The sequence below is a fragment of the Ruegeria sp. BF8 genome (assembly GCF_056538625.1).
In genome coordinates, this window is the sequence record NZ_JBQFTL010000005.1 from 264232 (window position 1) to 288905 (window position 24674).

Genomic DNA, 24674 nt, shown 5'->3' on the forward strand with positions numbered 1-24674 from the left:
CCAGTCTGCGGCCATGACACGCCCGGCCATCCCAGCAACGTCCCGATCCGCCGCTCTGTCCGCGCTCGGAACCGACCGGAACACCCGGGTCCCGATGACATTCAGACCAAGCGAGATTGCACCATGAGCGGTAAGGTTTTTCTGATCGGCGCCGGACCCGGAGACCCCGAATTGATGACCCTGCGCGCCTTGCGTATGCTGCGCGAGGCGGATGTGGTGGTCTACGACCGTCTGGTTTCGGAGGAGATCCTGGCCATGCACGCCCCCGGTGCGCGGCTGATCCCCGTGGGCAAGGCGCCCAAATGCCATACCGTGCCGCAGGACCGGATCAACCAGATCCTGCTGGAACAGGCCCGCGCGGGCCACAGGGTTGCCCGCCTCAAGGGGGGCGATCCGATGATCTTTGGCCGCGGCTCGGAAGAGGCGGCGTTTCTGATGGACCATGGCATTGCGGTTGAATACGCGCCCGGCATCACCGCGGCGCAGGGGGCAAGCTGTTCGACCGGCGTGCCGCTGACCCATCGCGGGCTGGCCACCTCGGTTCAATATGTCACCGGCCATCGTCAGGCCGACAAGGTGCTGGACCTCGACTGGAAGCGCCTGGCGGACCCTGACACCACCTTGGTCATCTACATGGGCGTCGCCAATATCGGCCAGATCGCCATGGGCCTGATGACCGAGAACCTGCCGGGATCGACCTCCGTCCTGGCCGTCGGCAAGGCGACCACCCCGGACGAGCGCCGCCTTGTCTCGCGTCTGGACCGTGTCGCCGCCGACGTGCGCGCGGCCGGTCTGGCCGCCCCTACCCTGTTCATCATCGGCAAGGTCGTGTCGCTCTATGCCGAACGGCCGGTTGCCGAGTTGCTGGAGCACGCTCATGGCTAGGACTCTGCCCATTGAACCGGCCCGCCGGGACTGGCCCGGGCGCGCGGTGCTGACCGCCGCCGTGCTGGTGGCCACCTCGGCCTTTGCCGCCGACACGCTGGACCCCAACGCGTTGAAACGTCTGGTGCATCAGGATTGCGGGTCCTGCCACGGCCTGACCCTGAAAGGCGGGCTGGGCCCCGATCTGCGAGCCGGAAACCTGCAGCACTATGACCCCGAAATCCTGACCGGCGTAATCCTGGACGGCATCCCCGACACGGCCATGCCGCCGTGGCGGCCCCTCATCAGCGAGGAAGAGGCCGAATGGATCGCCCGTTATCTGCTGAAACCGGAGGCCCAATGAAACAGTTTGTCCTTGGCCTCGCGGCCTCGTTGCTGATGACCGCAGCCCATGCCGAACCCACCGCCACCGGAGACCTGGGGCTGGTGATCGAACGGGCCGCCGGCTCGGTCCTGCTGGTCGATCAGTCCGACCGCGCCGCGCTGGCCCGGATCGAGGGGCTGGGCGATCTGTCCCATGCCTCGCTGGTCTATTCACCCGACGAACGCTTCGCCTATGTGTTCGGGCGCGACGGCGGGCTGACCAAGGTCGATATCGTGACCCGTCAAATCGCCAAGCGCGTCGTGCAGGCCGGGAACGCCATCGGCGGGGCGATCTCTGATGACGGCACGCTGGTGGCGGTGTCGAACTATGAACCCGGCGGGGTGCACGTCTTTGACGCCGACACGCTGGATCTGGTGGCCGACATCCCCACCGGCAGCAAGACCATCGGCCTGGTCGATGCGCCCGGCCGCCGTTTCGTGTTCACCATGTGGGATACGGGCGAAACCTGGATCGCCGATTTCGCGCGCGGCACCGACCCGCAGATCATCAAGATCACCGACATGGGCAAAAACCCCTATGACGCGCTGATCACCGCCAATGGCCGCACCTACATCACCGGCCTGTTCGGGCAGGACGGGCTGACCGCGCTGGACCTGTGGGCAGACACCCCCGAACCGATCCGGGTACTGCCCGGATATGGGCGCGGCCAACAAGAGATGCCCGTCTACAAGATGCCCCATCTGGAAGGCTGGGCGCATACGGGCGCCGAATTCGTCTTGCCGGCCGTCGGCCATCACCAGGTGCTCTGGGTCGATGCCGACACACTCACGGAAACCGGGCGCACCCAGACGTATGGCCAGCCCGTCTTTGCCATGGCGCGGCCCGACGGCCGGCAGGTCTGGGTGAACTTCGCCCACCCGCTGAACGACACGATCCAGGTGATCGACACGGTCAGCAAACAGGTCATCCACGAGTTCAAACCCGGCCCGGCGGTGCTGCACATGGAGTTCACCCCGCGTGGGCACGAGGTCTGGATCAGCGTGCGCGATGCCAACAAGATCATGGTCTATGACACCCACAGCTTTGAAAAGCTGCGGGAAATCCCGGCCGACAGCCCCTCGGGCATCTTCTTCACCGCGCGTGCGCACAGAACGGGGCTGTAAGCGATGTGCCATATCACCGACCCGATCGACCGAAGGCTGCTGGATGACTGGCAGCGCGATTTTCCCGTCACCGACCGGCCGTTCCAAGTGCTGGCCGCGGCGCTGGGGCTGGATGAGGCCGAAGTGATCGACCGCCTGGACCGCATGCGCGCCGCCGGGCGCATCACCCGCGTCGGCGCGACGGTCGCGCCCGGCGTGGCCTCGGCCAGCACCCTGGCCGCCGTCGCCGCGCCCGAGGAGAAGGTGGAACAGATCGCCGCCCTGATCGACGCCGAACCGGGCGTGAACCACAATTACCAGCGCGAGGATGACTGGAACCTGTGGTTCGTGGCCACCGGCCCCGACCGGGCGCATGTGGATGCCACACTGGCCCGGATCAGCGACCGCACCGGGCTGCGCGTGCTGGATCTGCGTCTGGTCCGCCCGTTCAACGTCGATCTGGGTTTTCGCATGTCCGATTGTTCGCGCCGCGTGCCTCGGCCGCGTACGGTCGACCGGAGCGTTCTGCGGCAAGGCGACCGCGACATCCTGCAGGCGCTCAGCGCGGGGCTGCCGCTGATGGCCGACCCCTACGCGGCGCTGGCCCAATCCCTGAACCGGGCCCCCGAAGACGTGATGGACCGTATCCGGGGGTTGCACAAAGCAGGCGTCATCTCACGCCTTGGGGTCATCGTGCGGCATCGGGCGTTGGGGTGGTCGGCCAACGCCATGGTCGTGTGGGACCTGCCCGCCGAGCGGATCGACCACGCGGGCCCCGCACTGGCCGCGCATCCCGGCGTGACCCTTTGCTATGAACGCCAGCCGGTCGAGGGCGTGTGGCCCTACCGGCTCTATTCCATGATCCACGCCCGGTCGCGCTCCGAGGCGCGGGGCATCCTGGCCGGCGCCGCCGCCCTGCCCGAACTGGCGGGCGCCGCGCACAAGGTTCTGTTCTCGACCCGCTGCTTCAAACAGACCGGCGCATTGATCAAACCAAATGAGGCCGCCGCATGACCCCGCTGGACGACACCGACCGCCGCCTGCTGAACCGCCTGCAGGAGGACCTGCCGCTGACCCCCCGCCCCTATGCCGACGTGGCGGCCGAACTGGGGATCACCGAGCAGGACCTGCTGGACCGGCTGGCGCGGATGAAGACCGACCGGATCATCACCCGGTTCGGCCCGTTCTTCGACGCCGCCGCCATGGGAGGGGATTTCTGCCTGTGCGCCATGGCTGTGCCCGAGGCCGAGTTTGAAACCGTCCTGACCAAAATCAATGCGCACCCCGAGGTGGCGCATAATTATGAACGCACGCACCGGCTGAACATGTGGTTCGTTCTGGCGACCGAAACGCCCGAGGCGATCACCGCCACGGCCGACGCGATCGAACGCAAGACGGGACTCACGGTTCACCGGTTCCCGAAACTGCAGGAATTTTTCATCGGCTTCCGGGTGGCAGCATGATCGACGCAACCGACAGACGGATCATCGAGGCTCTCCAAGGCGGGCTGCCCCTGGTGCCCGCGCCCTATGCGCAGGTCGCCGACGATCTGGGGATCGAGGAAGCCGCCCTGCTGGATCGGCTGGCCACGTTGAAGGCGCGCGGGGTGATCCGGCGGATCGCCGCGGCCCCCAACCACTACAAGCTGGGCATGACATCGAACGGCATGACGGTCTGGGACGTGCAGGACGACCTGATCGGCGAACTCGGCGCGCAAATCGGAGCGCTACCCTTTGTCACCCATTGCTACGAACGGCCCCGCGCTCTGCCCGACTGGCCCTACAACCTGTTCGCCATGGTTCACGGCAGCTCGCCCGATGAGGTCGAACAGAAACGCGGCCAGATCGCCGCAATCCTTGGATCGGCCTGCCGGGGCAGCGACATCCTCTATTCCACGCGCATCCTGAAGAAAACCGGGCTGCGCCTGAAAACGAAAGGCTGAGACCGATGTTCCGCCTGACCGAATACATGCAGCAGCTGGTCAACCCAACGCCGGTGCGCAAACGTCGCTCTGGACCGGTGAAGCCGGTGGTGATCTGGAACCTGACCCGGCGCTGCAACCTGAAATGCCGCCATTGCTACACCGTGTCTGCGGATGTGGCCTTCCCGGGCGAGCTCAGCCACGAGCAAGCCATGGTCACCCTTGAGGATCTGGGCCAGTTTCGCGTCCCGGCCCTGATCCTCTCGGGCGGGGAGCCATTGGACCGGTTTGATTTCTTCGACATCGCCCGACGCGCGCGACAGCTGGTGCCGATGCTGGCCCTGTCGACCAACGGTACGCGGATCCACGACGAAACGGCCGACATGATCGCCGACGTGGGTTTCAACTATGTCGGCATCTCGCTCGACGGGATCGGGGCCACGAATGACTGGTTCCGCGGGGTCGAGGGCGCCTTTGATGACGCCCTGCGCGGTGTGCGCGAATGCAAGAAGCGCGGCATCAAGGTGGGCCTGCGGTTCTGCCTGACCGAAGGCACCCAGCACCACCTGCCCGACCTGCTGAAACTGTGCGACGACGAGGGGGTGGACAAGTTCTATCTCTCGCATCTGGTCTATGCCGGGCGCGGCGACAAGAACCGGGGCGAGGACGCGGAACATCAGCGCACCCGGCAGGGGCTTGACCTGTTGCTGAACCGCGCATGGGAGGCCGCCTCGGGCGGACGCCCGCTGGACATCGTGACCGGCAACAACGACGCGGATGCCGGGTATTTCCTGAACTGGGCCGCCGCCCGGTTCGACGCCGATACCGTCGCGCATGTGCGCGAACATCTGGCCCATTGGGGCGGCAATTCCAGCGGTCTGGGCGTGGCCAATATCGACAATCTGGGCCGCGTCCATCCCGATACCTACTGGTCGGACTACACGGTCGGCAACGTCAAGCTCACTCCGTTCTCCGAGCTGTGGTCCGGCGATGACCCGATGCTGGCCCTGCTGCGCACGCGGCCGCGCCCGTTGAAGGGGCGGTGCGGCACCTGCCGGTTGCAGGATGTCTGCGGCGGCAATACCCGCATCCGGGCCCTGCAACTGACCGGCGATCCGTGGGCCGAAGACCCGGCCTGCTACCTGACCAATGACGAAATCGGCGTGGACGGCGCGGGCGAGCGCCTGCAGGTCACGCCTTTCCGGGGGAAAAGCCATGATCCGGCGCATCAGTTCTTTTAAGGCACTCAAATTCGGTACTTTGTGCTCGGTGTTGCTAGCTGGAACGGCTTGGGCGGATGCTCAATCAGATTACGCCGAACATTGCGCCAGCTGCCATGGCGAGGCGCGGCTGGGCGGCGTCGGCCCGGCGCTGATCCCCGAAACGCTCAAACGCATGCGCGGCCCCCGCGTAGCCGCCGTCATCGCCGAGGGGCGTCCGGCCACCCAAATGCCCGCCTTCGCACACGAACTCGACGCGCTGCAGATCGAGGAACTGGCGGGCTGGCTGAAATCTCCGCTGGAGGTGGACCCCGAATGGGATGCCGAACAGATCATGGCCAGCCGTACTCTGGATGCCGATTACGCACCGGTCGATGCGCCGGTTTGGGACAGCGACCCGATGAACATCACGCTGGTGGTGGAAACCGGCGATCACCATGTCAGCGTTCTGGACGGCGACACCTTCGAGGTTCTGGACCGGTTCGAGACCCCCTTTGCCGTGCATGGCGGCCCCAAGTTCAGCCCCGACGGGCGCTATGTATTCATCATGTCGCGCGATGGCTGGGTGCAGAAATACGACATCTGGGCGTTGAAACAGGTGGGCCGCATCCGCGCCGGCCTGAACAGCCGCAACATCGCCATGTCGGGCGACGGCAAGTGGCTGGCCGTTGCGAACTATCTGCCCAACAGCCTGACCCTGCTGTCGACCGAGGATCTGTCGGTGGCCAGGGTGGTCGAGGTCAAGGGCAAGAAGGGCAAGCCCAGCCGGGTCTCGGCCGTGTACCAGGCCCCGCCGCGCGAAAGCTTCGTGCTGGCGCTCAAGGACGTGCCCGAGATCTGGGAAGTGTTCTATGGCGACAACCCGCCGCAATTCGGGCTGGGCCATGATTTCCGGATCGAGGGGCAGTTCAAGAACCCCGACCCCTTCCCCGTCCGCAAGATCACCACGCCCGACTATCTGGACGATTTCTTTTTCGACCAGAGCTATGAATACGTCATGGGCGCGTCGCGCGATGGCAAGGGCGGTCAGGTGATCGACCTTGTTATCGGGCAGAAAGTGGCGGATCTGGACCTGCCCGGCATGCCGCATCTGGGCTCGGGCATCACCTGGGAACGGAACGGCACCACGGTGATGGCGACGCCGCACCTGACCGAAGGCACCATCTCGGTCATCGACATGGGCACCTGGGAAACGATCAGGCGGATCGAGACCGAAGGCCCGGGCTTTTTCATGCGCAGCCACGAGAACTCGCCCTATGTCTGGGCCGACGTGTTCTTCGGCCCCAACAAGGACGCGATGCATTTGATCGACAAGCAGAGCCTCGAGATCGTCAAAACCCTGCGGCCTGCGCCGGGCAAGACCGTGGCGCATGTGGAATTCACCCGCGACGGCGCCCATGCGCTGGTGTCAATCTGGGAGGATGACGGCGCGGTGATCGTCTATGACGCGCAGACGCTCGAGGAAATCAAACGCCTGCCGATGCGCAAACCTTCGGGGAAATACAATGTCTGGAACAAGATCACCTTCTCGGAAGGCACCAGCCACTGACGGGCGCTGGCCGGTCTGGAAACTTGCCATTCTGTTGTATCCGGCGACGGCGCTGACCGTCGCCATCAACCTGTTTCTGGCCGGGTTGATCGCCCATGCGCTGGGGTTCGGCGCCGTGACACCGGTGGCCGCGCTGATCTGGTGTGTGCCCCTTGGGGTTCCGGCCAGCTGGCTGGCGGGGCGCTGGGTGCGGCGGCTGATGGATGAGGCCGAGGGCTGAGCAAGGCCGGAATTTCGCGGCGCCTAACCGAAGTCAAGTAGCCGGTATCCGCGATCCCTTACGACTCGGGCAACATCAAATCCGAGTCGGAGTCTCCATGCCCGCCGCCCGCCAAAACCACAGCCTCCCTGTCCGCGCGACACGCGTGGCAGCCGGGCTGGCGGGCATTTTTCTTTTAATGTTGCAGGTGCTTGGGCCAGCGCTGGCGAGTCCCGGCCAGGGCACCTGGATGGAGATCTGCTCGGAGGCAGGAGCGGTCTGGGTCCAGGTGGACCTGGAAGACGACACCGGCGACCCGACCGCGCCCTGCCCGAAATGTGCCGATTGCGCCCTGTGCGCAATTGCGGCGGCGGCACCGGTCCCGGACCTGCCGCAGCTGCAGCAGCCCGAATTTGTACAGATCACACGGTGTAAATTTCCCGATCTGATCGAACCGTACGAGTCCCGACGGCTGTGGCCCGAAACCCGCGCCCCCCCGGCCGCGCCCGAAATCAGAACCGAACGCGCGCCGCGCGCGTCCATGGCGTCAACCCGAATTGAAGGAGGTGCGCCGTGGTCGTGACCCGCGCAGCCCATTTCCTTGTGGCCCTTGTCCTGTTCTGCCTGCTGGCGCTTGGCGCGCGGGCCGACAGCCTGGCCAGCTTCCTGCCCGAGATCGAACCCGCCGAACTGGCGCCCGGTGCCGATGCCATCGGTCCGGTCCGCGACGACGTGCCGGTGGCCCCGGTGCTGAAGGGCGGTGAAACCGTCGCCTGGGCCTTCCTGACATCCGATTTCGTGGGCACCACCGGCTATTCCGGCAAGCCCATTCACGTCGTCGCCGCCATCGACGGTGATGCGGTGCTGACCGGCGTCAAGCTGGTCAAACATTCCGAACCCATCGTTCTGATCGGCATTCCCAACGCGCGCATGGTCGAGCTGACCGAAGGCTATGCCGGGCTGGACCTCAAGCGCGAGGTCGAGACCGGCGGCGAGGGGCATGATCTGGACATCATCTCGGGTGCGACGGTGACGGTGATGGTCATCGACGACAGCGTCGTGCGCGCCGGGATCAAGGTGGCCCGTGCCATGGGTCTGGGTGGGCTGTCCGAGGTTCAGGCGGACGGACCCAAGCGCGAAGTCGACATGGCCAAGGCCGACACCCATGACTGGGCCACGCTCTCGGGCGACGGCTCGATCCGGCGGCTGACGCTGGACGTGGGTCAGGTCAACGCCGCCTTCGAGGCCACCGGCGACCAGCGCGCGATCAAACGCCCCGAGAAGAGCAACCCCGAGGACACCTTCATCGACATGCATGTGGCGCTGGTCTCGGTGCCTTCGATCGGCAAGTCGCTGCTGGGCGAGGCCGAGTACCAGAACCTGGTCAATTGGCTGGACGAGGGCGAACACGCCATCCTGGTGCTGGGCCGTGGCAAGTACAGCTTCAAGGGCTCGGGCTATGTGCGCGGCGGGATCTTCGACCGGATCCAACTGATCCAGGGCGACAATTCGGTGCGGTTCTTCGACCGTCAGCATCGCCGCCTGGGCACGGTGGCCGCCGAGGATGCGCCCAGCTTTACCGAGCTGGACATCTTCAAGATCCCTGCCGATGCCGAGTTCGACCCGACCGAACCGTTCCGCCTGCAACTGCTGGTGCAGCGTGCCATCGGCGCGGTGGAAAAGACCTTCCTAACCTTCGACCTGGGCTACAAGCTGCCCGAACAGTACCTGTTGCCGGTCGCTCCCGCGCCCAAGGTCGTGGACGATGCCACCGGCGAGGCCGCCGCCAAGTCGGCCCTGTGGCAGCGCATCTGGAAGGACCGCCAGTTCGAGATCGCCGTGCTGGGCGCCATGCTGCTGGTGCTGACGGCCACCTTCTTCTTCCAGTTCCACGCCACGATGAACGCACGGGTCTTCTACTGGTTCCGCATCGGGTTCCTGACGATGACGCTGTTCTTCATCGGTTGGTACGCCAATGCGCAGCTGAGCGTGGTGAACATCATGGCGCTGGCCGGCAGCCTGCGCAGCGGTTTCACCTGGGATGCCTTCCTGCTGGACCCGCTGGTGTTCATCCAATGGTTCGCCGTGGCCGCCGCGCTGCTGTTCTGGGGACGCGGGGCCTATTGCGGCTGGCTGTGCCCCTTCGGCGCCCTGCAAGAGCTGACAAACAAGATCGCCCGCGCGCTGAAAGTCCCGCAATGGACCCTGCCCTGGGGCCTGAACGAGCGCCTGTGGCCGATCAAGTACATGATCTTCCTGGCGCTGTTCGGCCTGAGCATCGTGTCGATCCCGCTGGCCGAGAAATACGCCGAAATCGAGCCGTTCAAGACCGCGATCATCCTGAAATTCATGCGCGACTGGCCCTTCGTAGTCTTTGCAGTGGGTCTGCTGATGATCGGTCTGTTCATCGAACGGTTCTATTGCCGCTACCTGTGCCCGCTGGGCGCGGCGCTGGCGATCCCCGCCCGTATCCGCATGTTCGACTGGCTACGCCGCTACAAGGATTGCGGCAACCCCTGTCAGACCTGCGCCAACGAATGCCCCGTTCAGGCCATCCACCCCACCGGTGAGATCAACCCGAACGAGTGCGTCACCTGCCTGCATTGTCAGGTGCTCTACCAGTCCGAGAGCAAATGTCCCGTCGTCATCCGCCAGCTGAAACGGCGGGCCAAGACCGGGTCGGTCAAACTCAAGACCCCCCTCGGACAACCACCGGCGAACCATCCGAACGCCAAACCGCAAACCGTTTCCTAAAAGGAGGAACGATCATGTCGGATCATGACACCAAACTGAACATCACCCGCCGCGGGTTGCTGGGGGCCTCGGCCACCGGGGCCGTGCTGGCCGGAACCGGGCTGGGCGTCGGCGGCACGCTGATGACCGCCAAACAGGCCAGCGCCGCCGCCAAGGTCGAACTGGCCCCCGGCGAGCTGGACGAATATTACGGCTTCTGGTCCTCGGGCCAGACCGGCGAGCTGCGCATCATGGGCTTCCCGTCCATGCGCGAGCTGATGCGGGTACCGGTGTTCAACCGCTGCTCGGCCACCGGCTGGGGCCAGACCAACGAGTCGCTGAAGATCCTGACCGAGGGCCTGCTGCCGGAAACCAAGGAGTTCCTGGCCAAGCGCGGCATGAAAACCTATGACAACGGCGACCTGCACCACCCGCACATGTCGTTCACCGACGGCACCTATGACGGCCGCTATCTGTTCATGAACGACAAGGCCAACACCCGCGTGGCCCGCGTGCGCTGCGACGTGATGAAATGCGACAAGATCATCGAGATCCCCAACGCCAAGGCGATCCACGGTCTGCGCCCGCAGAAATTCCCGCGCACCGGCTATGTCTTTGCCAATGGCGAGGACGAAACCCCGCTGATCAACGACGGCAGCGTGCTGGACGATCCCTCGCAATACGTCAACATCTTCACCGCCATCGACGGTGACACGATGGAGATCGCCTGGCAGGTGATGGTGTCGGGCAACCTCGACAACACCGATTGCGACTATCAGGGCAAATACGCCTTCTCGACCTCGTACAACTCGGAAATGGGCATGAACCTGGCCGAGATGACCGAGAGCGAGATGGACCACGTGGTCGTCTTCAACCTCAAGGAAATCGAGGCCGGCATCGCCGCGGGCGACTATCAGGAGATCAAGGGCGTCAAGGTTCTGGACGGGCGCAAGGGGTCGAACAAGAAATACACCCGCTACATCCCGATCCCGAACTCGCCGCACGGCATCAACACTGCGCCCGACGGCAAACACGTCTGCATCAACGGCAAGCTGTCGCCGACCGTGTCGATCATGGACGTCACCAAGCTGGACGCGCTGTTCGAAAGCGACGCCGATCCGCGGTCGTGCATCGTGGGCGAGCCGCAACTGGGCCTTGGCCCGCTTCACACCGCCTATGACGGTCAGGGCAACGCCTTCACCACGCTGTTCCTGGACAGCCAGATCGTCAAATGGAACATCGACAAGGCCATCCGCGCCTACAATGGCGAGGACGTGGACCCGATCATCTCGAAGGTCGACGTGCACTACCAGCCGGGCCACAACTCGACCTCGATGGGTGAGACCAAAGAGGCCGACGGCAAGTGGCTGATCTCGATGAACAAGTTCTCGAAGGACCGGTTCCTGAACACCGGCCCGCTCAAGCCCGAGAACGAGCAGGTGATCGACATCTCGACCGACGAGATGAAGGTGGTGCATGACGGCCCGACCTTCGCCGAGCCGCATGACTCGATCATCGTGCGCCGCGACATCGTCAACCCGGTCAACGTCTGGGACCGCAACGACCCGACCTGGGAAGATGCGCGCAAACAGGCCGAGGCCGATGGCGTCGATCTGGAGGAAGGCGCCGAAGAGCCCATCCGCGACGGCAACAAGGTGCGGGTCTACATGGTCTCGCAGGCCCCGACCTTCAGCCTCGAGAAGTTCACCGTCAAACAGGGCGACGAGGTCACGATCTACGTCACCAACCTGGATGACGTGGACGATGTGACCCACGGCTTCTGCCTGGGCAACTACGGCATCGCCTTCGAGGTCGCGCCGCAGGCCACCGCATCGATCACCTTCACCGCCGACCGTCCGGGCGTGCACTGGTTCTATTGCCAGTGGTTCTGCCACGCGCTCCACATGGAAATGCGCGGCCGGATGCTGGTCGAACCGCAAGGAGCCTGACCCATGCGCTGGCCCCTGCTCATCCCGCTTCTGCTCGGCTCGCCGCTTTGGGCGGCGGACTGGGACGTGCCCAACCGGGCGGGGGCCATCACCGAGACACTGGCGCAGGCGGCGGATGGAGACACCCTCCGCCTGAGCCCCGGCGTCTATGCCGAACACCTGGTTCTGGACCGGCCCGTCACCATCGACGGGCAGGGCCAGGCCACCATCGACGGCCAGGGCACCGGCAGCGTCATCACCGTGACCGGGCCCGGCGTCACCCTGCGCGGCCTGACCGTGATCGGGTCGGGATCGGACCATGGTGAGATCGACAGCGGCATCCAGCTGACCAAGACGGCCCGCGCCGCCGTGGTGGAAAACAACGTGCTGCTGGACAATCTGTATGGCGTGGATATCCACGGTGCCGATGACAGCATCGTGCGCGGCAACCGGATCGAGGGCCGGCAGGACCGCCGGATGAACGACCGCGGCAACGGGGTCTATGTCTGGAACGCGCCGGGCGCTGTGGTCGAAGGCAATGACATCCGCTTTGGCCGCGACGGGATCTTCGTGAACTCGTCGAAGAAAAACACCTTCATCGGCAACAGTTTCCGCGACCTGCGCTTTGCCGTGCACTACATGTATGCCGACGATTCCATCGTCAGCGACAATGTCTCAATCGGCAACGATCTGGGCTATGCGGTGATGTTCACCTCGAACGTGCAGGTGATCAACAATGTCTCGGTCGGCGACCGCGAACACGGGGTCATGCTGAACTATGCCAATGACAGCGTGATCTCGGGCAACGTGGTGAAAGGCGCCAAGGAGAAGTGCACCTTTCTGTACAATTCCAACAAGAACGAATTCACCGACAACTGGTTCGAAGGCTGCGGCATCGGGATCCATTTCACCGCCGGCAGCGAACGCAACCGGATCGTCGGCAACGCCTTTGTCGGCAACCGGACACAGGTAAAATACGTCTCGACCAAATGGGTCGAGTGGTCGGAGGACGGCCGCGGCAACTACTGGTCCGATTTTGCCGCCTATGACGTGAACGGCGACGGCATCGCCGACGCCCCCTATCGCCCCAACGATAGCATGGACCATGTGCTGTGGACCCAACCCGCAGCCAAGCTGCTGCTCGGCTCGCCCGCCGTGCAGCTGGTGCGCTGGTCGCAATCGGCCTTTCCGGCGCTGCTGCCGGGCGGCGTGATCGACAGCCACCCCTTGATGCAAGCCCCTCAACCCCCAGCCATGAAAAAGGTGCCTCATGACGGATAAGGCCCTGACCATCGAAACGGTCTGCAAGGATCGCGGCAAGACCCGCGTTCTGAGCGATATCTCCCTGACGCTCGAGCCCGGCCAGCGCGTGGCGCTGCTGGGCCACAACGGCGCCGGAAAATCCACCCTGATCAAGTCGATCCTGGGTCTGACGCCCATCCAGGCCGGCACGATCCGCATCGGCACCGCCGCCCCCGGCAGCGCGCAGGCGCGCCGCGACACGGCCTATCTGCCCGAGGCGGTCTCGTTCCACCCGGCCCTGACCGGGCGCGAGCAGCTGACCCTGTTTGCCAAGCTGTCAGGCACAAAAGCCGACGTGCCCGCCCTGCTGGACCGTGTCGGGCTGGGTGATGCGATGGACCGCCGGATCGGTGCCTATTCCAAGGGGATGCGGCAGCGGCTGGGCCTTGCGCAGGTGTTGCTGGGCCAGCCGAAACTGGCGCTGCTGGACGAACCCACCTCGGGGTTGGACCCGATCTCGCGCCAGGACCTGTACGCCATCATCGACGAGCTGGCCGCGCAGGGCACCGCGGTGCTGATTGCCAGCCATGCCCTGACCGAGGTCGAGGCCCGCACCGACCGCATCGCCATCATGCGCAAGGGCCGGATGGTGGCCGATGACACGCTGGCCAACCTGTCGGCGCTGGCCGGGCTGCCGATCCGGCTGCGGGTCCGCGCCCGCGCCGATGCCGATGCGCTGGCCGCCGAACTGGGCGGCAACCGGGTCAACGGCGCCTCGGTCGAATTGCTGTGTTCGCCCGCCGACAAGATGCAGGCGCTGCGCCGCATCGCCGGGCTGGGCGATGCCGTGGCCGACGTGGAAATGACCCCGCCCAAGCTGGAAGATCTCTATCGCCACTATGCTCGGGAGGCGCTGCAATGACCCGTTTCCTTGCCATCACCCGCACCGAGATGCTGATCCTGCGCCGCAACCGCTGGCTATTGGTGGCGACGCTGATCATGGTTCTGTTCGCGCTGGCCCTGACCTTTGCCGGCAGCGCGCCCACCGGCACGCTGGGGGTCGACATGCTGACGGTGTCGGTCGCCTCGATGACCACGCTGTCGGTATATCTGGCGCCGCTCTTGGCGCTGATGATTTCCTTTGACGCCATCGCCGGCGATGTGGACCGGGGCAGCCTGTCGCTGCTGCTGTCCTATCCGGCGGGGCGCGGAGAAATTCTGCTGGGCAAATTCACCGCCCATCTGGCGGCGCTGGCCTTTGCCATGACGGTCGGTTTCGGCACCGCCGGGGCGGTCGCCGCGTGGTTCGGCGGCGCGGGCGCGGACAGCCTGTTCGCGCTTGGCCGGCTGATCGTCACCTCGATCCTGCTGGGTGCCGTGTTTCTGGCGCTGGGATACCTGCTGTCTGCCCTGGCGAGGGGCGCAACGGCGGCGGCAGGTCTGTCGGCCGGGCTCTGGCTGGTCTTCGTCGTCCTCTATGATCTTGGGCTGTTGGGAGCCGTCGTCATGGACAAGGGCGGCGTCTTCACCCAATCCGTCTTTCCCTGGGTGATGGTGGCCAACCCGGCCGACGCTTTCCGTCTGTGGAACATCGCCGCGACCGAGGGTGTGGCCATGGCGTCCGGCATGACCGGCGCGGCGCAGGCCCTGCCCGTCTGGGCGGCGCCCGCCTCGCTGCTGGTCTGGCCGATTCTGGGCTTTGCCCTTGCACGGCTGGCGTTCCGGAGGGTCGAGCCATGACACGCCTTGCCCTGATCGCGCTGATCGCGCTGGCGGCCTGCAAGGAAGAACAGGCCGCCGCCCCGCCGGATCCGGTCGATCTGACCGAAACCGCGCTCAGCTATTTCTGCCAGATGAACGTGGCCGAACACGGCGGGCCCAAGGGGCAGATCCATCTGGAAGGCTATCCCGCGCCGCTGTTCTTTGCCCAGGTGCGCGACATGGTGGCCTATCTAAAAAGCCCCGAGCGGGATGCCGAGATCACCGCGGTCTATGTCAGCGACATGGGCGCGGCCCCCAGCTGGCACGAGCCCGGAATCTCGAACTGGGTCGCCGCCGATCAGGCCACCTTCGTGGTGGGCGCCGGCGTGGCCGGCGGCATGGGCGCGCCCGAGATCGTGCCCTTTGCCACGCCGGACGCCGCCGCGCGGTTCATCGAAACTTATGGCGGCACCGCCCTGCCCCTGACCGACATTCCCGACGACGCGGCGCTTGGCCCCGTCGATCTGACCCAATCCCTGGAGACACCCGCATGACCCGCCTGTCCCGACGCCGTTTCCTGACCATCTCGGCCGCCTGCGCCGCCTTGCCGACCGTGGCGCGCGCCGCACCGGTTGCCCGCTGGCGCGGCACCGCGCTGGGGGCACCCGCCAGCCTGCAACTGGTCGGGTTGAGTGACGCGCAGGCCGAACCGATCATCGCCGCGCTCGAGGCCGAACTGGACCGTCTGGAGAATATCTTCAGCCTGTACCGGCCGGACTCGCAGCTGAGCCGCCTGAACCGGGACGGCACCCTGCCCGCCCCGGCGCCGGAGCTGCTGCAGGTGCTGGCCCAAAGCGCCGCCCTGCACGACGCGACCGGCGGTGCGTTCGACCCGACCGTTCAACCGCTGTGGATGGCGCTGGCGACCGGCGCGACGGATGCCGAAGCGGCGCAGGCCCGGGCGCTGGTCGGCTGGCAGGGGGTTTCGGTCTCGGCCGACGGCATCCGCCTGCCCCATCCGGGCCGTTCGGCGCTGACGCTGAATGGCATCGCGCAGGGCGCCGTGACCGACCGGATCGCGGCGCTGCTGCGGGCGCAGGGGCTGACCGATGTGCTGGTCGACATGGGCGAGATAGCCGCCATCGGCACCCGCGCCGACGGGTCGGACTGGCGCGTCGGCCTGGCCGGCCCCGAGGGCGTGACCCGGCGCATCGAACTGCGCGACCGGGCGGTGGCGACCTCGGCCCCTGATGCGACACAGCTGGCCGGGCGTCATGGCCACATTCTGGGCCCGCAGGGTCAGCCGGTCCGGCATCGGGCGGTTTCGGTCTCGGCCCCTGACGCGGCGCTGGCCGACGGGTTGTCGACCGCGCTGTGCCTGCTGCCCGCCGACCGGATCGCGCCGGTTCTGCAACGCTTCCCCGACGCCCGGCTCGAGATGCTGATCTGACCGGAATGGCCGTTCTGGAACTCTGCCGTTGAAATTTGTCGCGCGATAAGAAAAGGTAAAACAGCGACAAATTCAGAGCGGCGCGGGCCTGGCCCCGCGCCAGAGGCAAGGCATGGCACCCAGAAAAATCCGGAACATGGAGGAGTTTGCGGCGGTCAGCGGGATCTCGCGCCCGACGGTATCGAAATATTTCAACGATCCCGACAGCGTCCGACGGTCGACCCGCGAACGGATCGAGCAGGCGCTGGAGCGGTTCGACTATCGCCCCAACATCTTTGCCATGAACCAGAACCGCAAGCTGACCAAGAATGTCGGCATCGTGGTGCCCTATCTGGCCGACCCGTTCTTTGCCGAGATCGCCCGCAACATCGAAGAAAAATGCATCGAGGCCGGGTTCCGTCCGACGCTCTACAGCGCCTATGGCGACCCCGCGCAGGAGGCCGAGATCCTCGACAGCCTGCGCGCGCTGAAACCGGCGGGCGTGCTGCTGGCACCGCTGGGACGCGATTCCGACCGGTCGTTCATCGAGAAATTCTGCAAGGACATCCCCACCATCCTGTTCGACAGCAACCTGGAAGGCATGGGCGCAGCCTTTGTCGGGTCGGACAACGCGAGCTTCATCGAACAGACCGTCGATTACCTGTGCCGCAGCGGCGAACCGCCCGCGTTCTTCGAGATGCGGCACCCCGCCAACCCCAACGCCAACAAACGCCGCATCGCCTACATCAAAAAAATGGAGAGCCTGGGCTTTGAGCCGCAGGTGATCAAGGTCGACGGTCGCGGCTGGGGGTTCGAGGAAATCGGCCGTCAGGGCGCGTTCAAGCTGTTGGATCAGCCCAGCCTGCCCTCGCGCACCATCCTGTGCAGCAATGACCGGCTGGCCATCGGGTTCCTGTCGGCCTGCTATGAAAAGGGCCTGCGGGTCGGGTTGGGCGAGGATTGCGACCTGCGCGTCGCCTCGCATGACGACCATCCGTTTTCCAAGTTCACCTGCCCGTCGCTGACCACCGCGGCGCATGACTACACCGCAGTATCGAATCGCTCCGTCGAGACGCTGACGCAACTGGTCGAATCCGGTGGGCGGCTGAGCGCCCGCACCGAAACCCTGTTTCCCGCACGTCTGATACTGCGGAGTTCGGCCTGATTTTCGACACCTTTTTTACGCGCGTAAAATTTTAGTTGACGCGCGCCAAATAATTCGTGATGCTTTCCTCCAGGTAATTCGACACCAGGGAGGAAAGAATGTACCTGAAATCCGTTCTATGGGCGGCAAGCGCAGCGGCTTTGACCGCCGGCGCCGCAACTGCAGAGACGATCACGATCGCCACCGTAAACAACGGCGACATGATCCGAATGCAGAAATACACCGACAAGTTCACCGAAGCGACCGGCCACGAGGTGGAATGGGTCACGCTGGAAGAGAACGTATTGCGCCAGCGTGTGACCACCGACATCTCGACCAAAGGCGGCCAGTTCGACATCATGACCATCGGCATGTACGAAACGCCGATCTGGGGCGCGAACGGCTGGCTTGTGCCGCTGGACGGTATGTCCGCGGAATACGACGTGGACGACATCCTGCCCGCCATGCGCGGCGGCCTCAGCCACGACGGTACGCTGTATGCGGCGCCGTTCTATGGCGAAAGCTCGATGATCATGTACCGCACCGACCTGATGGAGAAGGCCGGTCTGGAAATGCCCGAGGCGCCGACCTGGCAGTTCATCCGCGAAGCGGCGGCTGCGATGACGGACCGCGACAACGACATCAACGGCATCTGCCTGCGCGGCAAGGCCGGTTGGGGTGAGGGCGGCGCCTTCATCACCGTGACTGCGAACTCGTTCGGCGCGCGCTGGTTCGACGAAGACTGGAAACCCCAGTTCGATCAGCCCGAGTGGAAAGAGGCGCTGACCTTCTTCGTAGACATGATGAACGAATCCGGCCCCGCCGGGTATGCCACCAACGGCTTCAACGAAAACCTGTCGCTGTTCCAGCAGGGCAAATGCGGCATGTGGATCGACGCCACCGTTGCCGCGTCTTTCGTGACCAACCCCGACGACTCGACTGTCGCCGATCAGGTTGGATTTGCTCTGGCGCCGAACTCGGAAGGCGTTGACAAGCGCGCCAACTGGCTGTGGGCCTGGGCCCTGGCCATTCCGGCCGGCACCCAGAAAGAGGACGCCGCCAAGCAGTTCATCGAATGGGCCACTTCGAAGGAATACATCGAACTGGTTGCCGAGAACGAGGGCTGGGCCAACGTTCCGCCGGGTGCGCGCACCTCGCTGTACGAGAACCCCGACTACAAGGACATCCCCTTCGCGCAGATGACGCTGAAGTCGATCCTTGCGGCCGATCCGGAAAACTGCTGCGTCAAGCCGACGCCGTATACCGGGATCCAGTTCGTCGCCATCCCCGAATTCGCGGGCATCGCCACCCAGGTGAGCCAGGAATTCTCGGCGGTCTATGCCGGACAGCAGTCGGTTGACGAAGCTCTGGCCAAGGCACAGGCCTTCACGGCCGAAGAAATGGAAGCCGCAGGGTACTGAGGCCTCCTCCCGGCGGGTGGGCAGGTTTCTGTCCCCCGCTCTCCCCCTTCCACAACCCGTGTTAGTCTCGCAGGCAACAAGTCGCCTGAACAGAGAGGTCTTGCGTCATGGCAACTCAACACTCCCGATCCGTCGCACGCCTGATGATGGCGCCCGCCGTGGTCCTGCTGCTGGGCTGGATGCTGGTTCCGCTGACGATGACTCTGTATTTTTCCTTCAAGAAATACCTGCCGCTGCGCGGCGGTGACCTGGGTTGGGTCGGGTTCGACAACTACGTCCGGTTCGTGACCTCGAGTTCCTTCTGGCCCGCCGTTCAGGCGACGCTGGTGATCGTGGGCGGTGTGCTGGCCATCACCGTGGTGCTGGGCATCCTGCTGGCGCTGCTGCTGGATCAGCCGATGTGGGGCCAGGGCGTGGTGCGCATTCTGGTGATCGCCCCGTTCTTCGTAATGCCCACCGTTTCGGCGCTGGTCTGGAAGAACATGTTCATGGATCCGGTCAACGGCCTGTTTGCCCATCTGTGGCGGTTCTTCGGGGCCGAGCCAATCTCGTGGCTGTCCGAGGCGTCGATGCCGTCGATCGTGATGATCGTGTCCTGGCAATGGCTGCCCTTTGCCACCCTGATCCTGCTGACCGCGATCCAGTCGCTGGACAGCGAACAGCTGGAGGCCGCCGAAATGGATGGTGCGCCACCGCTGAAACGCTTCTTTTTCATCATCCTGCCGCATCTGAGCCGTGCGATCACGATCGTCATCCTGATCCAGACGATCTTCCTGCTGTCGATCTTCGCCGAGATCTTCGTGACCACCGGCGGCGCCTTCGGCACCCGCACCCTGACCTACCTGATTTACCAGCGTGTGCTGGAAAGCCAGAATGTCGGGCTGGGCTCGGCCGGCGGGGTCTATGCCATCATCCTTGCCAACATCGTCGCCATCTTCCTGATGCGCATCGTCGGCAAAAACCTGGACGCGTGAGGAGAACGACATCATGGCCCGCACCGTCACCACACCACGCAAGCTGATCAACACCGCCTTTGCCTGGGCTGTCGGCCTGCTGATCTTCTTCCCGATCCTCTGGACGATCCTGACCAGCTTCAAAACCGAGGCCCAGGCCATCGCCAGCCCGCCGATCTTTCTGAACTTCGACTGGACGCTGGAGAACTATGCCGTGGTTCAGGAACGGTCGAACTACATGCGGTATCTGTGGAACTCGATCATCATCGCGGGCGGGTCCACCCTTCTGGGCGTGATCGTCGCGGTACCCGCCGCTTGGGCCATGGCCTTCGTGCCCTCGGCGCGCACTAAGGACATCCTGTTGTGGATGCTGTCCACCAAGATGCTGCCGGCGGTGGGGGTTCTGTACCCGATCTACCTGCTGTTCATCCAACTTGGCCTGCTGGACAGCCGCGCCGGGCTGGTGGTGGTTCTGATGCTGATCAACCTGCCGATCATCGTCTGGATGCTGTACACCTATTTCCGTGAAATCCCCGGCGACATCCTGGAAGCCGCGCGCATGGACGGCGCCACGCTGAAAGAGGAAATCCTATACATCCTGACGCCGATGGCGGTGCCGGGCATCGCCTCGACCGTGCTGCTGAATTTCATCCTGGCCTGGAACGAGGCGTTCTGGACCCTGAACCTGACCGCCGTCGACGCGGCCCCGCTGACCGCGTTCATCGCCAGCTATTCCAGCCCAGAGGGCCTGTTCTTCGCCAAGCTCAGCGCGGCATCGACAATGGCCATCGCCCCGATCCTGATCCTTGGGTGGTTCAGTCAGAAACAACTGGTCCGCGGCCTGACCTTCGGCGCCGTGAAGTAAGGAAAGACACATGGGACGCATCGTACTTGAGAAAGTCAGCAAGAGCTTTGGCGACGTGGAAGTCATTCCGCCGCTGGATCTGGAAATCAACAACGGCGAATTCGTGGTGTTCGTGGGCCCATCGGGCTGCGGGAAATCCACCCTGCTGCGCCTGATCGCGGGGCTAGAGGACGTTAGCGGCGGCCGCATCCTGATCGACGATCAGGACGCCACCGCGGTGCCACCGGCCAAGCGGGGCCTGGCCATGGTGTTCCAGTCCTACGCACTTTATCCGCACATGACCGTGCGCAAGAACATCGCCTTTCCGCTGCGCATGGCCGGGCTGGACAAGGCCGAGCAGGACCGCCGCGTCGAACAGGCGGCCGAGGTTCTGAACCTGACCGACTATCTGGACCGCCGCCCCGGCCAGCTGTCGGGCGGCCAGCGCCAGCGGGTCGCCATCGGCCGCGCCATCGTGCGCGAACCGGCGGCCTTCCTGTTCGACGAGCCGCTGTCGAACCTGGACGCCGCGCTGCGCGTGGGCATGCGGCTTGAGATCTCCGAGCTGCACAACCGGCTGGAAACCACGATGATCTATGTCACCCATGACCAGGTCGAGGCCATGACCATGGCCGACAAGATCGTGGTCCTTCAGGCGGGGGTGATTGAACAGGTGGGCTCGCCGCTCGAACTGTACCGCGCGCCGCGCAACAAGTTCGTGGCCGGCTTCATCGGCTCGCCCAAGATGAATTTCATCGAAGGCCCCGAGGCCGATAAACACGGCGCCCACACGATCGGCGTCCGCCCCGAGCACATTGCCGCCTCGCCCAGCGAGGGCCTGTGGAAAGGTACGGTCGGGGTGTCCGAACATCTGGGTTCGGACACGTTCTTTCACGTCCATGTGGACGGCTTCGCCGAGCCGATGACCGTGCGCGCCGGCGGCGAGGTCGGCCTGCGTCACGGCGACACGATCCATCTGACGCCGGAGGAGGACAAGATCCACCGGTTCGACGCGGCGGGGCTGCGGATCGCATGAACCGGCTGGTTGGAAAACGGGCCCTGATCACCGGGGCGGCGCGGGGCATCGGGCTGGCCTTTGCCCAGGCCTATGCCGCCGAGGGCGCGCAGGTAGCGCTGGCCGACATCGACGTGCAGCAGGCGCGCAAGGCCGCGCGCGAGATCGGGCCGCAGGCGATTGCGGTCGAAATGGATGTCTCGCAGCAGGACAGCATCGAGGCGGGCGTGGCCGACGCCGCGGCGCGGATGGGCGGGGTCGACATCCTGACCAACAACGCCGCGATCTTCACCGCCGCCCCGATCGTGGAAATCATCCGCGCGGATTACCAGCGCGTGTTCGACATCAACGTCGCCGGCACCCTGTTCACGATGCAGGCAGTCGCGCGCCAGATGATCGAGCAGGGTACCGGCGGCAAGATCATCAACATGGCCAGCCAGGCCGGCCGCCGGGGCGAGCCGCTCGTGGCGGTCTATTGCGCCAGCAAGGCGGCGGTGATCAGCCTGACCCAATCGGCGGGGCTGAACCTGATCAAACACGGGATCAACGTGAATGCCATCGCCCCCGGCGTGGTGGATGGCGAGCACTGGGACGGCGTCGATGCCTTCTTTGCCAAATACGAGGGCAAGGCGCCGGGTCAGAAAAAGAAGGAAGTGGGCGAAGCGGTGCCCTTCGGCCGGATGGGCCGGGCCGAGGACCTGACTGGAATGGCGGTCTTTCTGGCCTCGTCCGAGGCCGACTACATCGTGGCCCAGACATACAACGTGGATGGTGGAAATTGGATGAGCTGATGGTGGAGCGCCCCGCGGATACCCGACCGGTCCGGTTGTGTCAGGCCAATTTGGACGCGTTGCCCAAGGGCGTGCTGCGGCCCGAATACGATCGCGCGGCACTGACGCCGGGGATCGTGCATATCGGGGTGGGCAATTTTCATCGCGCGCATCAGGCTTGGTACCTGCACCGGCTGATGCAACAGGGCGCGGCGCAGGATTGGGCCATCATCGGCGCCGGCGTGCGCGCCTATGACGCCGAGATGCGGCACAAGCTGCTGGCGCAGGACTGTCTGACCACGCTGGTCGAGCTGACCGAGGGCCAGCGTCGTGCCGAGGTGACGGGCGCGATGATCGATTACCTGCCCCCGCAAGAGGACAACGGCCCGCTGATCGCGCAACTGGCCGATCCGGCGATCCGCATCGTCTCGCTGACCGTGACCGAGGGCGGCTATTTCGTGCACCCTGTGACCAAAGGGCTGGACACCGACCACCCCGACATCCGCCACGATGCCGCCAACCCCGACCGTCCGCGCACCGCCTTCGGTGCCATCGTCGCGGGCCTGCGACGGCGGCGCGATGCAGGCGTTGGTCCGCTGACCGGGCTGAGCTGCGACAACCTGATCGGCAACGGGCAGGTTCTGCGTCAGGCGGTGGTGGGGCTGGCGCGACTATCGGACGTGGATCTGGCCGACTGGATCAACACGCAATGCACCTTTCCCAATTCGATGGTCGATTGCATAGTGCCCGCCACCGGCCCGACCGAGCTGGAGCTGGTGCGCGCGCTGGGGATCGACGACGCCGCCCCCGTCACCCATGAAAGCTTCCGCCAATGGGTGATCGAGGATGCCTTTTGCGCCGGTCGCCCGGATTGGGACAAGGTCGGCGCCACATTTACCGTCCGCGTTCATGACTATGAGGTCATGAAGCTGCGCATTCTGAACGCGGGCCACCAGGTTTTGGCCAATGTCGGCGAGATCCTGAGCCTGAATACGATCGCAGACTGCATGGCCGATCCACTGGTTTCAGCATTCTTCCGAAAGGTTTTGGTCGAAGAAATCGCGCCTTTCGTGCGTCCGGTGCCCAATCAGTCGGTTGCGGACTACGTAACCTTGATCGAGGAGCGGTTCCGCAATCCAGCCATCGTCGACACCACGCGTCGCGTTGCTTTTGACGGATCATCCCGGCATGTGGGATTTGTGCTTCCCACAGTCTATGATGCGTTGGCTGCCGGCGCGCCGATCAATGGGCTGGCCCTGGTCGAGGCGCTGTGGGCCCGCATGTGTGCCGGTGCTCGCGAGGATGGAAGTATTATCGAACCCAACGATCCCAACTGGTCCGATCTGGTCACCTCGGCCAACGCGGCCCGCGACAACCCGACCACCTGGCTTGAGCAGACCCAGTACTATCAGGACCTGTCACAATCCGGCGCGTTTCGCGACGCGTTTGACCGGTGGCTCAGGGTGATCTGGGATCAGGGAGCGCGCCAGGCCCTGACGACGTATCTGGGCGACCAAACCTGACCGGTGCAGGATCTAGCAGTGTGCGGCTTTGCCCAAGCCCTCTTCTGCATCGAACAGGGTCTCGGCAACCGACGCCGCATCGTCCAGATGCCGTTCGACGGCTCGGCGCGCGGCGGAGGGGTCGCCGGACTGAATCGCAGAACAGATGGCCTCCATATGTTCGATCCCGGGGCGGTCGCGTTCTGTTGCCGTCAAGGTCATCATCCGCAACCGGCTGATCCGACCATTCAGGCGCTGGACCACATCCCAGGCCACATGATGCCCTGCTCCCTCGAAAATCTCTGAGTAGAAATCGGAAGTGGCGCGGAAGATCGAGCCCGGTGTCTTGTCCACGAAACCTTGCTTGAGCCGCACCAGCGCCCCATGCAGGCTGCTGGCCCTGTCTGATGTGATATTGCGCGCGCAGTTCTCGGCGGCCGCGGTTTCCAGCATGCGGCGGATATCGTAGATCTGCCGTGCCTCGTCCCGTGTGATCGAAGCCACGATCGGCCCGCGCCCGGGCAGAATTTCGACCAGCCACTCGGCCTCGAGATAGCGGATCGTTTCCCGGATGACTGTCCTGCTGACACCAAGCTGATCACATAGCGGACGTTCCACCAGCCGTTCGCCGGGCTGGAAAACACCTTCGATGATGGCCTCGCGCATACGCTCCTGCACCATGTCGCGCAGGGTTGCCGGAGGATGATCGATCTTGGTGAGTCTTGGCGTTGTCATGGACGGGAATCTACCG

The 24674-nt window shown here is 64.8% G+C and carries 25 protein-coding genes; 24 read left to right on the forward strand and 1 reads right to left on the reverse strand.

What is annotated here, in order from left to right; genetic code table 11:
- The first annotated feature begins 123 nt into the window (after window positions 1–123).
- The 24 genes from cobA (at window position 124) to ACR0LD_RS17015 (ending at window position 23944) form a co-directional block, all read left to right on the forward strand.
- Window positions 124–885 carry a uroporphyrinogen-III C-methyltransferase gene (cobA, locus tag ACR0LD_RS16900; protein WP_170367425.1) on the forward strand — a complete coding sequence of 254 codons (762 nt, stop codon included), beginning with the start codon at window positions 124–126 and terminating at the stop codon, window positions 883–885.
- Entirely contained in the window at window positions 878–1228 is a 351-nt protein-coding gene (locus ACR0LD_RS16905; RefSeq protein ID WP_170391604.1) for a c-type cytochrome, read from the forward strand. Before cobA ends, ACR0LD_RS16905 begins: the two co-directional genes overlap by 8 nt.
- Window positions 1225–2373: a cytochrome D1 domain-containing protein gene (locus ACR0LD_RS16910; RefSeq protein ID WP_170457576.1), complete on the forward strand. Its 1149-nt coding sequence runs from the start codon at window positions 1225–1227 to the stop codon at window positions 2371–2373. Before ACR0LD_RS16905 ends, ACR0LD_RS16910 begins: the two co-directional genes overlap by 4 nt.
- A gap of 3 nt (window positions 2374–2376) precedes the next feature.
- A complete protein-coding gene (gene ahbB / locus ACR0LD_RS16915; RefSeq protein ID WP_480638123.1) occupies window positions 2377–3366 on the forward strand; it encodes a siroheme decarboxylase subunit beta in 990 nt (329 codons plus the stop codon).
- The gene (locus ACR0LD_RS16920) at window positions 3363–3815 is read left to right on the forward strand and encodes an Lrp/AsnC family transcriptional regulator (RefSeq protein ID WP_480638125.1); all 453 of its coding nucleotides are present in this window, start codon (window positions 3363–3365) and stop codon (window positions 3813–3815) included. The genes ahbB (ACR0LD_RS16915) and ACR0LD_RS16920 overlap by 4 nt, the downstream gene beginning before the upstream one ends.
- Window positions 3812–4294: a siroheme decarboxylase subunit beta gene (gene ahbB, locus ACR0LD_RS16925; RefSeq protein ID WP_480638127.1), complete on the forward strand. Its 483-nt coding sequence runs from the start codon at window positions 3812–3814 to the stop codon at window positions 4292–4294. Before ACR0LD_RS16920 ends, ahbB (ACR0LD_RS16925) begins: the two co-directional genes overlap by 4 nt.
- A gap of 5 nt (window positions 4295–4299) precedes the next feature.
- On the forward strand, window positions 4300–5514 hold the full coding sequence (gene nirJ / locus ACR0LD_RS16930) for a heme d1 biosynthesis radical SAM protein NirJ (RefSeq protein ID WP_480638129.1): 1215 nt from the start codon (window positions 4300–4302) through the stop codon (window positions 5512–5514).
- On the forward strand, window positions 5489–7042 hold the full coding sequence (locus ACR0LD_RS16935; protein ID WP_480638131.1) for a cytochrome D1 domain-containing protein: 1554 nt from the start codon (window positions 5489–5491) through the stop codon (window positions 7040–7042). Before nirJ ends, ACR0LD_RS16935 begins: the two co-directional genes overlap by 26 nt.
- Window positions 6999–7262, forward strand: a complete 264-nt coding sequence (locus tag ACR0LD_RS16940; RefSeq protein WP_170421601.1) for a hypothetical protein — start codon at window positions 6999–7001, stop codon at window positions 7260–7262. Before ACR0LD_RS16935 ends, ACR0LD_RS16940 begins: the two co-directional genes overlap by 44 nt.
- A gap of 97 nt (window positions 7263–7359) precedes the next feature.
- The gene (locus ACR0LD_RS16945) at window positions 7360–7824 is read left to right on the forward strand and encodes a DUF2946 family protein (protein ID WP_480634111.1); all 465 of its coding nucleotides are present in this window, start codon (window positions 7360–7362) and stop codon (window positions 7822–7824) included.
- Window positions 7815–9995 (forward strand): 4Fe-4S binding protein, encoded by a 2181-nt coding sequence (locus ACR0LD_RS16950; protein WP_480638134.1) that lies wholly within the window; start codon window positions 7815–7817, stop codon window positions 9993–9995. Before ACR0LD_RS16945 ends, ACR0LD_RS16950 begins: the two co-directional genes overlap by 10 nt.
- A 14-nt stretch (window positions 9996–10009) precedes the next feature.
- Window positions 10010–11923, forward strand: coding sequence for a TAT-dependent nitrous-oxide reductase (nosZ, locus tag ACR0LD_RS16955; RefSeq protein ID WP_170359675.1), 1914 nt, complete (start codon window positions 10010–10012; stop codon window positions 11921–11923).
- A gap of 3 nt (window positions 11924–11926) precedes the next feature.
- Window positions 11927–13183 carry a nitrous oxide reductase family maturation protein NosD gene (locus tag ACR0LD_RS16960; RefSeq protein WP_480638136.1) on the forward strand — a complete coding sequence of 419 codons (1257 nt, stop codon included), beginning with the start codon at window positions 11927–11929 and terminating at the stop codon, window positions 13181–13183.
- Window positions 13173–14066, forward strand: coding sequence for an ABC transporter ATP-binding protein (locus ACR0LD_RS16965; protein ID WP_480638137.1), 894 nt, complete (start codon window positions 13173–13175; stop codon window positions 14064–14066). The genes ACR0LD_RS16960 and ACR0LD_RS16965 overlap by 11 nt, the downstream gene beginning before the upstream one ends.
- The gene (locus ACR0LD_RS16970; protein WP_170599811.1) at window positions 14063–14884 is read left to right on the forward strand and encodes an ABC transporter permease; all 822 of its coding nucleotides are present in this window, start codon (window positions 14063–14065) and stop codon (window positions 14882–14884) included. The genes ACR0LD_RS16965 and ACR0LD_RS16970 overlap by 4 nt, the downstream gene beginning before the upstream one ends.
- Window positions 14881–15399 (forward strand): nitrous oxide reductase accessory protein NosL, encoded by a 519-nt coding sequence (locus tag ACR0LD_RS16975; RefSeq protein WP_480638140.1) that lies wholly within the window; start codon window positions 14881–14883, stop codon window positions 15397–15399. The genes ACR0LD_RS16970 and ACR0LD_RS16975 overlap by 4 nt, the downstream gene beginning before the upstream one ends.
- A complete protein-coding gene (locus ACR0LD_RS16980) occupies window positions 15396–16295 on the forward strand; it encodes an FAD:protein FMN transferase (RefSeq protein WP_480638142.1) in 900 nt (299 codons plus the stop codon). Before ACR0LD_RS16975 ends, ACR0LD_RS16980 begins: the two co-directional genes overlap by 4 nt.
- 112 nt (window positions 16296–16407) lie before the next feature.
- Window positions 16408–17439 (forward strand): LacI family DNA-binding transcriptional regulator, encoded by a 1032-nt coding sequence (locus ACR0LD_RS16985; RefSeq protein ID WP_480638144.1) that lies wholly within the window; start codon window positions 16408–16410, stop codon window positions 17437–17439.
- 98 nt (window positions 17440–17537) lie between these two features.
- Window positions 17538–18839 carry an ABC transporter substrate-binding protein gene (locus tag ACR0LD_RS16990; protein WP_170341744.1) on the forward strand — a complete coding sequence of 434 codons (1302 nt, stop codon included), beginning with the start codon at window positions 17538–17540 and terminating at the stop codon, window positions 18837–18839.
- Window positions 18840–18946: 107 nt separating this feature from the next.
- Complete coding sequence (locus ACR0LD_RS16995; protein ID WP_149775359.1) at window positions 18947–19813, forward strand: carbohydrate ABC transporter permease; 867 nt, start codon at window positions 18947–18949, stop codon at window positions 19811–19813.
- A gap of 13 nt (window positions 19814–19826) precedes the next feature.
- Window positions 19827–20657, forward strand: coding sequence for a carbohydrate ABC transporter permease (locus ACR0LD_RS17000; protein WP_170341115.1), 831 nt, complete (start codon window positions 19827–19829; stop codon window positions 20655–20657).
- 10 nt (window positions 20658–20667) lie between these two features.
- On the forward strand, window positions 20668–21672 hold the full coding sequence (locus tag ACR0LD_RS17005) for an ABC transporter ATP-binding protein (protein WP_480638146.1): 1005 nt from the start codon (window positions 20668–20670) through the stop codon (window positions 21670–21672).
- The gene (locus tag ACR0LD_RS17010; protein WP_480638148.1) at window positions 21669–22442 is read left to right on the forward strand and encodes an L-iditol 2-dehydrogenase; all 774 of its coding nucleotides are present in this window, start codon (window positions 21669–21671) and stop codon (window positions 22440–22442) included. Before ACR0LD_RS17005 ends, ACR0LD_RS17010 begins: the two co-directional genes overlap by 4 nt.
- On the forward strand, window positions 22442–23944 hold the full coding sequence (locus ACR0LD_RS17015) for a mannitol dehydrogenase family protein (protein WP_480638150.1): 1503 nt from the start codon (window positions 22442–22444) through the stop codon (window positions 23942–23944). Before ACR0LD_RS17010 ends, ACR0LD_RS17015 begins: the two co-directional genes overlap by 1 nt.
- A gap of 12 nt (window positions 23945–23956) precedes the next feature.
- Here the strand turns inward: ACR0LD_RS17015 and ACR0LD_RS17020 are convergent, their stop codons facing one another.
- Window positions 23957–24658: a GntR family transcriptional regulator gene (locus ACR0LD_RS17020; RefSeq protein WP_480638151.1), complete on the reverse strand. Its 702-nt coding sequence runs from the start codon at window positions 24656–24658 to the stop codon at window positions 23957–23959.
- Between the last annotated feature and the right edge of the window lie 16 nt (window positions 24659–24674).